General features: G+C 57.8%; 15 protein-coding genes. 7 read left to right on the top strand and 8 right to left on the bottom strand.

Translation table 11 applies throughout. The features are described 5' to 3' along the window. A partial coding sequence (locus tag AC2VLR_RS01050) for a cytochrome ubiquinol oxidase subunit I (protein ID WP_486880469.1) occupies positions 1-448 on the bottom strand: 448 nt, incomplete at its 3' end. A gap of 422 nt (positions 449-870) precedes the next feature. Here AC2VLR_RS01050 and AC2VLR_RS01045 point away from each other — a divergent pair. Genes AC2VLR_RS01045 through AC2VLR_RS01035 form a run of 3 tightly spaced genes read left to right on the top strand, consistent with a single transcriptional unit; the run spans position 871 to position 3,273 of the window. Then, complete coding sequence (locus AC2VLR_RS01045) at positions 871-1,734, top strand: ferritin-like domain-containing protein (protein ID WP_486880468.1); 864 nt, start codon at positions 871-873, stop codon at positions 1,732-1,734. Beyond that, a complete protein-coding gene (tsaD, locus tag AC2VLR_RS01040) occupies positions 1,727-2,746 on the top strand; it encodes a tRNA (adenosine(37)-N6)-threonylcarbamoyltransferase complex transferase subunit TsaD (RefSeq protein ID WP_486880467.1) in 1,020 nt (339 codons plus the stop codon). Before AC2VLR_RS01045 ends, tsaD begins: the two co-directional genes overlap by 8 nt. Next, the gene (locus AC2VLR_RS01035; protein ID WP_486880466.1) at positions 2,743-3,273 is read left to right on the top strand and encodes a tetratricopeptide repeat protein; all 531 of its coding nucleotides are present in this window, start codon (positions 2,743-2,745) and stop codon (positions 3,271-3,273) included. The genes tsaD and AC2VLR_RS01035 overlap by 4 nt, the downstream gene beginning before the upstream one ends. A gap of 19 nt (positions 3,274-3,292) precedes the next feature. Here the strand turns inward: AC2VLR_RS01035 and plsY are convergent, their stop codons facing one another. Further along, positions 3,293-3,889 carry a glycerol-3-phosphate 1-O-acyltransferase PlsY gene (plsY, locus tag AC2VLR_RS01030; protein ID WP_486880465.1) on the bottom strand — a complete coding sequence of 199 codons (597 nt, stop codon included), beginning with the start codon at positions 3,887-3,889 and terminating at the stop codon, positions 3,293-3,295. A gap of 75 nt (positions 3,890-3,964) precedes the next feature. Between plsY and folB the strand changes: the two genes are divergently transcribed. Further along, entirely contained in the window at positions 3,965-4,321 is a 357-nt protein-coding gene (gene folB / locus AC2VLR_RS01025; RefSeq protein ID WP_486880464.1) for a dihydroneopterin aldolase, read from the top strand. An 8-nt stretch (positions 4,322-4,329) separates the two neighbouring features. Here the strand turns inward: folB and rimO are convergent, their stop codons facing one another. The 3 genes from rimO to AC2VLR_RS01010 are packed head-to-tail and all read right to left on the bottom strand — an operon-like array spanning position 4,330 to position 6,784. Then, positions 4,330-5,664: a 30S ribosomal protein S12 methylthiotransferase RimO gene (gene rimO / locus AC2VLR_RS01020; protein ID WP_486880463.1), complete on the bottom strand. Its 1,335-nt coding sequence runs from the start codon at positions 5,662-5,664 to the stop codon at positions 4,330-4,332. After that, positions 5,661-6,038, bottom strand: a complete 378-nt coding sequence (locus AC2VLR_RS01015) for a NifU family protein (protein WP_486880473.1) — start codon at positions 6,036-6,038, stop codon at positions 5,661-5,663. The genes rimO and AC2VLR_RS01015 overlap by 4 nt, the downstream gene beginning before the upstream one ends. Positions 6,039-6,043: 5 nt before the next feature. Then, positions 6,044-6,784 carry a pteridine reductase gene (locus tag AC2VLR_RS01010; protein WP_486880462.1) on the bottom strand — a complete coding sequence of 247 codons (741 nt, stop codon included), beginning with the start codon at positions 6,782-6,784 and terminating at the stop codon, positions 6,044-6,046. A 9-nt stretch (positions 6,785-6,793) separates the two neighbouring features. Here AC2VLR_RS01010 and AC2VLR_RS01005 point away from each other — a divergent pair, with 9 nt between their 5' ends. Then, the gene (locus tag AC2VLR_RS01005; RefSeq protein ID WP_486880461.1) at positions 6,794-7,927 is read left to right on the top strand and encodes a class I SAM-dependent methyltransferase; all 1,134 of its coding nucleotides are present in this window, start codon (positions 6,794-6,796) and stop codon (positions 7,925-7,927) included. Further along, positions 7,924-8,280: an ArsC family reductase gene (locus AC2VLR_RS01000; RefSeq protein WP_486880460.1), complete on the top strand. Its 357-nt coding sequence runs from the start codon at positions 7,924-7,926 to the stop codon at positions 8,278-8,280. The genes AC2VLR_RS01005 and AC2VLR_RS01000 overlap by 4 nt, the downstream gene beginning before the upstream one ends. A 79-nt stretch (positions 8,281-8,359) precedes the next feature. Here AC2VLR_RS01000 and AC2VLR_RS00995 read toward each other — a convergent pair whose 3' ends face one another. Genes AC2VLR_RS00995 through AC2VLR_RS00985 form a run of 3 tightly spaced genes read right to left on the bottom strand, consistent with a single transcriptional unit; the run spans position 8,360 to position 10,719 of the window. Further along, positions 8,360-8,548 (bottom strand): hypothetical protein, encoded by a 189-nt coding sequence (locus AC2VLR_RS00995; protein WP_486880459.1) that lies wholly within the window; start codon positions 8,546-8,548, stop codon positions 8,360-8,362. A gap of 47 nt (positions 8,549-8,595) precedes the next feature. Beyond that, the gene (gene hemN / locus AC2VLR_RS00990; RefSeq protein ID WP_486880458.1) at positions 8,596-9,750 is read right to left on the bottom strand and encodes an oxygen-independent coproporphyrinogen III oxidase; all 1,155 of its coding nucleotides are present in this window, start codon (positions 9,748-9,750) and stop codon (positions 8,596-8,598) included. Between the two features lie 36 nt (positions 9,751-9,786). Continuing rightward, positions 9,787-10,719, bottom strand: coding sequence for a LysR family transcriptional regulator (locus tag AC2VLR_RS00985; RefSeq protein WP_486880457.1), 933 nt, complete (start codon positions 10,717-10,719; stop codon positions 9,787-9,789). Between the two features lie 283 nt (positions 10,720-11,002). Between AC2VLR_RS00985 and AC2VLR_RS00980 the strand changes: the two genes are divergently transcribed. Continuing rightward, on the top strand, positions 11,003-11,188 hold the full coding sequence (locus AC2VLR_RS00980; protein ID WP_486880456.1) for a hypothetical protein: 186 nt from the start codon (positions 11,003-11,005) through the stop codon (positions 11,186-11,188). Positions 11,189-11,192: the final 4 nt, after the last annotated feature.

Raw genomic sequence — 11,192 nt, 5'->3', positions numbered from 1 at the left:
CCAGAATCCACATGGCCGAAAGACTGGAAGACAGGCCGACGTTGAAGGTGGCAAACAGATGCATGCCTTTACTGATTTTGCCCCAGCCGAAGACCATCAAGCCGATGAAGCCTGCTTCATACATGAAGGCGGTAATGGTTTCAAAGCCGAGGATGTTGCCGAAGAAGGGACCGACGGCCTGGGAGAAAGGGCCATAAAGTATACCGAAGGCCATTTCCATGGTGACGCCGGTAGCCACACCTGCCCCGAAATTGATGATAAAGATTTTTTCAACGAAGCGATTGATTTTGTACCAGCGTTCATCACCGGTGCGTAACCACGCCACCTCCATGATGAACAGTAACCAGGACATGCCGATCGTCATAGGCGTCCAGAGAATATGCATGGAAGTAATCCAGGCAAAATCCAGTCGGCTCAAGAGAATCGGCAGAGAGTTTTCAATAACCATAACTTCCACCCCTCTATAAATTTTGTGAATGAGATAAGTTTTGCTGCACTATGAACCTGCAAGGTATGTGCCAACATTACAATATTATGTAACTATATGATTCAGAGTGGCTGGTCTGCGGCATAGGCATGGCATTTGGTGGATATGCCCCATTTGAAAGTGGTTCAAATAAACCGGTAGCCAAAAATAAAATAGTACAAAATGGTGTTGTTATTTTTTTATGCAATATATTCAGTCTATCATGATGTGCTGATAAAACGCCGTGTCATTCCATTTTTTCGCTATTCATGGGGACAACTCTGGAAAAGCCGGCACCCATCTTCTGCCGCAATTGCCAGATATGCTGCGTTGGCGATGATCAGCGTAGTGCATGTGCTATATTCTGACTTTTGAATGATCCGGAAAGCGGGTGTATGGGCCAGATGAATATCGGTGAAGAAACGCAGCATGCGGATTTTGCGGCAGCAGTGCTGAATGCCCTGTTGACCCGGCAGCCCACAGAAAAAGTGATGCAGGTGCGGATGTTAAGCTGTACTGATGCTGTCAGGATGGCGCTCCTACCCTATCCCGGAATCCCCGGGCGTCCGGACCGTCCCGAGCTGGTGCCCCCCAAAAAGTTACCCCGACGCCGGGCCTTGAGTACCCCTGCGGGGCGATTCGCTCTGCTCCATGCTCTGGCGCATATTGAATTCAATGCCATCAATCTGGCGCTGGACGCCATTTGTCGTTTTGTCGATTTACCCGTGGATTATTACCGCGACTGGTTGCAGGTGGCCCAGGAAGAGGCCGAACATTTTGTCCTGTTGCGCGAGTTGCTCCAGGCTCTGGGCGGTGATTATGGCGATCTGCCCGCCCATGACGGGCTTTGGGAAATGGCCATGGAGACAGCGATGGATCCATTGGAGCGCATGGCCCTGGTCCCGCGTGTGCTCGAAGCGCGGGGTCTGGATGTGACCCCCGCGATCCGCGAACGGCTCAGGGAGGCTGGAGATCTAGCCGCAGCAGCGGTGCTGGAGCGTATAGAAAAGGATGAACGTGGGCATGTGGCCATCGGTACGCGCTGGTTTCACTATTTGTGCGCCCAGCGCGGGCTGGATCCTGATCACACCTTCCGGCAACTGCTTGAGCGGCGCTATCGCGGTCGTATTCAGGGACCCTTGGCTCTGGATGCCCGCCGTGCCGGAGGCTTTTCCGAGGCGGAGTTGCGATGGTTACAGGCATGTATTGACCAAAATCCAGCAGCGCCGGGAAATCATGAAATGGTGGAGAAAGCCCGGCATGCCTGAAGCACAAATCACGCGCGTACTCGGCATTGAAAGTTCCTGTGATGAAACCGGACTGGCGCTCTATGACACCCAAAAAGGCCTGCTGGGTGAAGTGCTGTTCAGTCAGATTGCCCTGCACACCCCCTACGGTGGAGTGGTACCCGAACTGGCTTCCCGGGATCATGTGCGGCGCTTGCCCCTGCTGCTCGAAGAGCTGATGGCACAAAGCGGCGGGCAGCGTCCCGATGCCGTGGCGGTCACCGCCGGACCCGGTTTGATCGGCGCTTTGCTGGTGGGCGTTAATTTTGCCCGGGCGCTGGCTTATGCCTGGGACATACCGGTGATTCCCGTGCATCATCTGGAGGGGCATCTGCTGGCGCCGCTGCTCAATGGCGTGGCACCCTTCCCGGCCGTGGCTTTACTGGTCTCCGGCGGACACACCATGCTCATTGAAGTGCGGGGTCTGGGGGATTATGTATTGCTGGGGGAAACCCTGGATGATGCGGCCGGAGAAGCCTTCGACAAGGCCGCAAAAATGCTGGGGCTCGGTTATCCCGGCGGACCAGCCCTGGCAGCTTTGGCCGAAGGCGGCGATCCCGAAGCGTTTCGCCTGCCTCGCCCCCTCCTGGACCGACCCGGCATGGACTTCAGTTTCAGCGGCCTGAAAACTGCTTTTCGCCTGGCCTCCCTGAAAGTGCCGGAAGAGGATTCAGTGCAGAGAAGCCATCTGGCCGCCAGTTTTCAGCAGGCGGTGGTCGATACCCTGTTCCGGAAATGCCAGCGTGCCTTGCAGGCAACCGGTCTCAAGCGCTTGATTGTAGCCGGTGGGGTGGGCGCTAACCGGGCTTTGCGCAATGCCTTGCAAAGCCTGGCCGCCGATGGTGTCGAGTTATGTATCGCGGACCTGGCCCACTGTACGGATAATGCGGCCATGATTGCCCTGGCCGGAGCCCTGCATCCGGAAATGGCCCAGCCGGCCAGTGCCGAATTTCCGGTGCGGGCGCGTTGGTCTCTGGTAAAGGAGGAAACGTGAACAACGAACCTTTCTCTTTGGACACCGCCATCGAAGAGCGGGCGGTAGTGGATGCGGATTTCCAGACGGGTCTGGATTGGCAGCAGACCGGCCATCCCGAAGAAGCGGCCGAGGCCTTCAAGCGCGCTCTGGATGCCGACCCTGACTCTGCACTGATCTGGACCTTTTACGCCTGGGCGCTGGCTGCCTCGGGAGATAGTCACGGCGCTATTGCCGCCTGTCGCCGTGCCATCGCCTGTGATGCCGAATGGGGGCAGGCCTGGAATGACCTCGGTGAATATCTCATGGATACCGGGCGCGAGAATGAAGCCCTGTTTGTGATTCGCCGGGCACTCAAATCCCGACATTTTGATGCCCCGCATCTGGCGCAGATGAACCTGGCTCGCTATTACCTGCATCAGGGCAGCATGCGCCGGGCTTTGGCCGCTGCCCGGCAGGCCGAGCAGCTCGCCCCCGGTTTTCGCCCTGCCGAAAAGCTGGCCCGCTGGATAGACGAACGCATGCGCGAGTGGAATATCCGCGATTGAGGTTGCAGTGATCAGTGGCTCAGTGTTTTTTGAAGGGGGTTTCGCGACCATCCAGCAGGCGCTGGATATTACTGCGATGGCGCCAGAGAATCAGCAGTACCAGCAAGACCACGAGGGTGCGCAAGCTGCTCTGGTCCGACAGGGCAAAGACTATGGGTACGGCGCTGCTGGCGGCGAGGAGTGCGGCCAGAGAGGATACCCGGGTCACGGCAAAAATCAGGATCCACACGCCCAGCACCGCGAGCCCCATAAGTGGCAATAGCGCCAACAGGATTCCCAGTGCGGTAGCCACCCCCTTGCCGCCGCGAAAGCCAAAATAAACGGGGTAGAGATGGCCCAGAAAAGTGGCCAGGGCGACAGCGGCGAGCATCCAGCCATCTACTCCGAGGCTGCGGGCGATGACTATGGGGATGACGCCCTTGATCAGATCACCAAAAAGCGTCAAGGCTGCGGCCTTTTTCCCGCCCATTCGCAAAATGTTGGTGGCGCCCGGATTTCCTGAACCGGATTGGCGCGGGTCGCCCAGACCCATGGCCCGCCCCACCAGGATGGCGGTGGCTATGGAGCCGATCAGGTAGGCACCCAGTATGCAAACAATATCGAGAATGACAGACATGCAGCAGTGCGTTGGCCGTGAAAAGCGTTATTATAGGCCGAGACGCGACGCCTTGTCGCACTTTTCGGGATAATTATGGATATTCTTTTTGTGCGGGAACTGAAAGTCGATACCCGCATCGGGATTTATGACTGGGAAAGGCAGGTCAAGCAAACCGTGTTGATTGACCTGGACATTGCGGCCGATGCTCAGAGCGCTGCGCAAAGTGACAAGGTGGAACACACCATCAATTACCAGACCGTTTGCCAGCGCCTGGTCAGTCACATCAGTGCCTCCGAGGTGGAGCTGGTGGAAACCCTCGCTGAGCAGATTGCCGACATTATTCGCAGTGAATTTGCTGCCCGCTGGGTACAGGTGACGGTCCACAAACCCGCAGCAGTAAGAGGAACCCGGGACGTGGGTGTGCGCATTGAAAGAGGTTCGGCCAGCTAAACCTGGCATTAATTCAGGCCGAAGCAGTCTCCGTACAAGTCATGATCATCGGCCCGGGTGATGGGTACTACCAGGCGGTCACCCACCTTGAGGCCGCTGGCATTTTTCAGATGCACCACGCCGTCTATTTCCGGCGCATCGCTGTAGGAGCGGGCCAGAGCCCGGCCACCGGGTTCCAGGGCGTCAATGAGCACCTCGCGGCGTTGTCCCACATGGCGCTGCAGGCGGGCAAGGCTGATACTCTCCTGGACCCGCATGAATTCGGCGCGACGTTCTTCCCGGACCGCTTCGGGTATTGCTCCCGGCAGGGAGTTGGCGGGTGCCCCCTCCACCGGCGAGTAGGCAAAACAGCCGACCCGGTCCAGCTCGGCGGCGCGCAAAAAATCCAGCAGCTCGGCAAATTCCGCTTCACTTTCTCCCGGAAACCCGACAATGAACGTGCTGCGAATGGTGAGGTCTGGCACTTCCTGCCGCCAGCGCAAAATCCGCTCCAGAGTTTTTTCGGCGGCAGCCGGGCGGCGCATGGCCTTGAGAATTCGGGGACTGCCATGCTGCAGGGGCACATCCAGATAAGGTAGGATTTTTCCTTCCGCCATGAGGGGCAAGAGGGCGTCAATGTGCGGATAGGGATAAACATAATGTAAGCGTACCCAGACGCCCAGTTCCCCCAGCGCTGCGCAAAGTTCGGTGATTCGGGTCTTGAGGGGGCGGCCACCGTGAAAGGCTGTCCGATATTGACGGTCCACGCCGTAGGCCCCGGTATCCTGGGAAATCACCAACAGCTCCTGCACTCCGCTGGCCACCAGCGCTTCCGCCTCCCGCAAAATATCACCGGGTTCGCGGCTGACCAGTTTGCCACGCATACTGGGAATGATGCAGAAACTGCAGGACTGATTGCAGCCTTCGGAGATTTTCAGGTAGGCGTAATGGGCAGGGGTCAGGCGCAAGCCTTGCGCCGGTACCAGATCGGTGTAGGGATCATGGAGGGGGGGTAATGCTTCGTGAATTGCCGCCATGACCGCCCCGGACTGCTGAGGACCGGTGACGGCCAGCACCTTGGGATGGGCCTGGCGGATGAAATCCCCATGATCCTTGGCGCCCAGGCAGCCGGTAACTACCACCTGGCCGTTTTCATTCAGGGCCTCACCAATGGCTTCCAGGGATTCGGTGACGGCCGCGTCGATAAAGCCACAGGTGTTGACCACGACTACATCGGCCCCGGCGTAATCCCCCACCAGCACATAGCCCTCGGCCCGGAGCTGGGTGAGAATAAGTTCACTATCGACGGTGGCCTTAGGGCAGCCGAGGCTGACAAAGCCGACTTTGGGAGGACGGCTATTCAAAAGGTATTACTCACGCTGACTACCCCGGGGACCGCACCGACTATGCGCTCCACCACCTGTTTGAGGTCAATGACCGCATTGGGGCAGCCTGCGCAGGCGCCCTTCATGCGCACCCGGACATCTCGTTCAATGATTTCCACCAGTTCAATGTCTCCACCGTCGCGCATGAGAATGCGGCGCACGGTTTGCACGGCTTCGCTGACGGCTTCGGGATCGGGCAGTGGGTCGTCCGGTCCATAGCGTTTCTGGCGGTCCAGTCCCCGAGCGGCCATGGCCTGGGCATGGGCAATTTTGGCCGCCGCCAGCGGATCCTGCTCTTCCAGGGCATCCAGTTCTTCTTCGCTGTAAAAGCGGATAGGGGTTTTCGTGCTCATGGACATTAATATAACATGCGCCCGCCATCGACGACGAGGTTGTGGCCGGTGGTGTAGTGCGCGTCAAAGAGCAGGTAGGCGACGGCTGCGGCAATGTCCTGTGGATCGCCCACCCGTTTGAGGGCATTGCGCTCCAGCAGGGCCTGCTTGTCGCCATCGGGAGGATCCTGGTTTTCTGCCCAGAGCACCACGCCCGGAGAAACGCTGTTGACGCGAATCTCCGGACCCAGTTCTTTGGCCAGAGAGCGGGTCAGGGCCAGCAATCCCGCCTTGCTGACGCTGTAAGGCAGATAGGAGCGCAGGGGAATCTCTCCATGAATGTCACCAATGTTGACCACCGCACCCTGACTCTGGCGTAAGTGGGGGGCTGCTGCCTGGGTCAGGAACAGGGGGGCACGCAGGTGAATGGCTTCCATGCGCTGCCAGTCTTCCAGGGTGATTTGCGCAAAGGGCGCCGCCTGATAAATCGAAGCATTGTTGACCAGGCCATCCAGCCGTCCGAAATGGGCAAGACCTGCGGCAATCAGTTCGGCGGGGAAGCTGGCATCGGTCAGATCGCCCTCAACCAGCAGACATTCACGGCCATATTGCTCCCTGAGTGCGGCGGCCAGGGCTTCGGCCTCCGTCCGGGATCGCCTATAATGCAGGATCAGATGGCAGCCCCTGGCCGCCAGATGTCGGGCAATAGCGGCACCAACCCTCCGGGCGGCGCCAGTGATCAAAACCACTTTTTCAGATGCTTTCAAGAGGGTTCCATGCGCACAGAGCGTCCCGATTTTTTAACCTATTCCCGAGGGGGGCGCAAGGTCGAACTGCCGCTTCCGGACGCTGCAGCCCAAGCCCATTCTGCCATATTGCTGGAACGGATGCGTGCGGCCATTGCGGAGGCTGGTGGGGTCATTTCTTTCCGCCACTACATGGACATGGCTTTGTATACCCCCGGCCTGGGCTATTACATGGCGGGACAAAATCGTCTGGGCGCGGACGGGGATTTTATCACTGCTCCGGAGATGGGTGCTGTGTTGGCCAGAGTGTTGGCGCGTGTCCTGGCCCAAGTCCGGCCGACTGTGACCAACAGTGATGGGATTCTCGAATTCGGCGCAGGTCGGGGCGCTTTGGCGCAGCAGATCCATCAATGTCTGCCGGAACAGCCCTATACGATTCTGGAGCTGAGTCCGGATCTGCAGGAACAGCAACGGACAGCCCTGCCCGGACTGCGCCATCTGCAGCAGCTTCCCGAACAGTGGCGCGGGGTGATGCTGGCCAATGAAGTGCTGGACGCCATGCCCGTGCAGGTCGTGGAACGCGATGCCGGGGGGCTGTGGCGCGAGCGCGGCGTATGCTGGAACGGAGAAAAACTGGACTGGGACTGGATGCCGGGTACCTATGCGCTGGATGATCGCCTCAAGCCGCTGCTGGAACAATGCCCCGCAAACTACCGGACCGAACTGCATCCCCTGGCCAGCGCCTGGCTGCGGGAAGTAGCCACCAGTCTGCGGGCGGGCGCGTTGATCTTGATTGATTATGGTCAGGAAGCGGGAGAGTATTATCATCCCCAACGCCAATCGGGCAGTTTGCGAGCCTACTATCGACAGCACTGGCTGGAGGATCCATTTTATTGGCCCGGCCTCTGTGATCTGACCGCCCATGTCAATTTCAGTGCCTTGCTGGAAGCTGCGCCAGACCTGGGGCTGGAAGTGCAATTTTACGGCAATCTGGCGCGCTTTCTGGTGGAGCACGGCCTTGCTGAAGCATATGCCGGGCTGGCCGCCGGGCTGGATGCCCAGGGCCTTTTGGCCCTCAATAACGAAATCAAGCGCCTGACTCTGCCCCAGGAGATGGGGGAAAGCTTCAAGGTACTCATTCTGCGCAAGGGAGAAACTGCATGACCATACACATTTACGGCATTCGCAACTGTGACACCATGAAAAAGGCTTTTGCCTGGCTGGATGCTCAGGGTTTGCCTTACGAATTTCATGATTACAAAAAAGCCGGCGTGGACTTGGCCGATTTGCAGCGCTGGGCGACTTTGTGGGGCTGGGAGGCGCTGATCAACCGCAAGGGGACGACCTGGCGACGCTTGCCGGAGACTGACCGGGACTGCCCGGACGCGGAAAGTGCTTTTGCCTTGATGATGGCTTACCCCAGCATGATTCGCCGCCCCATTCTCATCCGCGCGGAGCAGGGTCTGCTGGGCTTTGACGCCGAGCGCTGGCAGGCGTTTTTTCAGGACCGCTCCTGATCTTTTGATACAGGCGCCAACGCATCCCTGTAGCCATGAGATCATACTAATTTGCGAATGATGCGCTATTTGCGAGCGGTTATATAACGCGGGAGTAGCGAACCGCCTTGTGCGGGAGGTAGGCATCAAAAACCATGCAGACGTGACGAATCAGCAGGCGACCCCGGGGTGTTACCTGCAGATTATCCGAATCCATCTGAATCAGCCCGTCTTTTTTCAGCCTTTCCAGTGCGGGCAGGCAGTCGCGGAAATGGGTGTGGAAATCCATACCATACTGCTGCTGTAAGCGGGTAAAATCCAGGCGAAAATCGCAGGTCAGGCGTTGATGACATGGCGCCGCAAAAGGTCTTCAGTGCTGAGTTGAACGCCTCTTTCTACCGGCAAGTGCCCCTGGTCCAGACGCGCTCCCCAGGCATCCAGCTCCTTGATATTCTGACTGTAAGTCGAGCCGATCATGGCGATGGCGCTCATGCCGAAGGCCAGCAGGTCACTCCCCGCATGGGTGGAATAGCCCTGAAAATTGCGATACAGACTACCCCTCCGTTGCGCCAGGGTCAGTTCGTCCTCGGGCAGGGCGAAATGATCCATGCCGATGTACACGTACCCCGCCTCCTGCAGTGTGGCAATGCTTTCCGCCAGAATGCGCAGCTTGTTTTCGGGAGCAGGAACATCCCCATCGAGAATCCGTTTTTGCGCGGGAAAACGCTCGGGGAGATGGGCGTAATTGAACACCGACAGACGATCGGGGCGCAGGGCGATGACCGCGTCCAGGGTGGCGGCAAAACGTTCTGGTGTTTGCAGGGGCAAGCCATAAATCAGATCCAGACTCACCGAACGAAAACCCAGGGAACGGGCTTCGGCAATGACGGTGGTGGTCAGCTCCAGACTTTGCTCGCGATGCACGGCTTTTTGCACGGCCGTATCCAGATCCTGCACCCCGATACTGATCCGGTTGAATCCAAAAGCTCTCAATAAGGAAAGCGTGCCGGGTTCCAGGGCACGAGGGTCGATTTCGATGCCATATTCGCCCTGATCATCGGGTAGGAGCTGAAAATGACCGTGGATATTTTCCAGCAAGGTATGCAAGTCCGGCTGGCGCAAAAAAGTCGGGGTGCCCCCGCCAAAATGCAGTTGTTCAACGGGTCTGCTGGCATCCAGATGGCTCAAATACAAGGCCATTTCTTGGTCGAGGCGCGCCACATAGGGGCTACCCCATTCGTGATGGCGGGTGACGATCTTGGTGCAGGCGCAATAAAAACAGAGGTTTTCGCAAAAGGGAATATGGAAATACAGAGACAGAGGGCGGGCCTGCGCGTTGGAGCCCTGCAATGCCTGAATAAGCTGCTTTTCGCCAAAGTCGCTGTGAAAATGCGGTGCCGTAGGATAGGAAGTGTAACGCGGCCCTGCCTGGTCGTAGCGGCGGATAAGATCGGCATCGAAAATGATTTTTTGTTCAAGAGCAGATGACATGGCGAAAGCCCCTATCTGGCAAACAGCATCTGCAGATCATACTCCCTGAATATCTTTTACTCCAGGGAGATTGGCCGCCACGCTGGCCCGCACTTCGGCCAGAAAGGCCTGCATGTGTGGCTGTTCGGCCTGTTCGGCCGTGGTCGCGGCCTGCAGGGTCTGCCAAAGTCCCTGCGGGCCGAGGGGCAGGGCACAGACATAGCCCTTGTCTTCATAATTACCTACTGCCCAGGCGGGCAGGGCGGCAATCCCTTGTCCCGAGGCCACCAGTTGCAAAATGATGACGGTCAGTTCGGCATGGCGCCGTCGCCAGGGCTGAATTCCGGCAGGTTGCAGAAACTCCCGGAACAGGTCCAGACGGCGATCCTCCACGGGATAGGTGATCAGGGTTTCTTCGAGGAAGTCCTCAGGTTCCAGAAAAGCCCGACCGGCCAGGGGGTGACGAGGATTGACCAGTGCCAGCACCTCATAGGCGAAGAGGGGATGGAGAATGATATCCGCCGCCATGGCGTCAGGCGTGCTGAGCACGGTCAGATCCGCCTGATGGCTTTGCAGCAGAGGGAGGGGGTCCTGCTGGAATCCCGACACCAGATCCATCTCCACGTCCGCCCAGTTTTCCCGAAAGCGATCCATGGCCGGGGTCAGCCAGTCAAAACAGGTGTGGCATTCTACCGCAATGCGCAGGCGGCCACTGTTGCCCAGGGCCCGGCGCTGAAGTTCTTCCTGGAGTTGGCGCACCCGGGGCAGCACTTCCCGCGCGGCCGCCAGCAATTCTTCACCCGCCGGACTCAGTCGTAACTGACTGCCCCTTTCGCGATTCAGCAGATGCACACCAAATTCTGCCTCCAGACCGCGCAGTTGGTGAGACAAGGCGGACTGGGTCAGGTGCAGACGCTGTGCGGCAGCGGCCAGGCTCCCGAACTGGGCGACCGCTTCGATGGTGCGCATATGGCGGATTTCAATGGGCATGACGATGTTCGATCCGAAAAAAATTTGGCAGTCTTCATTGTCCCACGATCCCTGCTTTCTGCAAGATAATCCACGACTCAATCTTGTATATATTTTTAGAGATTGTCACAAAAGGTTCATTTTAGTGTCATCATAGTGTCATATAACGCGCGTATGCTCTTGAGCATAATTTAATAAAAGACAGTGCCAAGAGCGTGGCAACCCCCCTATCCCCCTGAGTTTTCAGGAGTATATATCTTTGTTTTGCGCTCTTGTCAGTGTTCAACTGAGAGGGAGTGTAGAAATGAAGAAAAAAGTGTGGTTTTTATCTATGTTGGCAGCTTTGGCCCTAAGTCCATTGGCGCATGCTGATGATAAGTCGCTGTTGAGTTCCAGTCTGGCCAAGGAAAAAAGTGATGATTTCAACCTGAGTCTGGGCGGGCGCATTCAGGCGCAGCCGGTTTCAAGGATGGCTACTTTACCTATTTAGGGCT

The sequence above is a fragment of the Acidithiobacillus sp. TH-A117 genome, from assembly GCF_057473465.1.
Note: the sequence above shows the minus strand (reverse complement) of the source record. Positions and strands in the feature narration are given on the sequence as shown.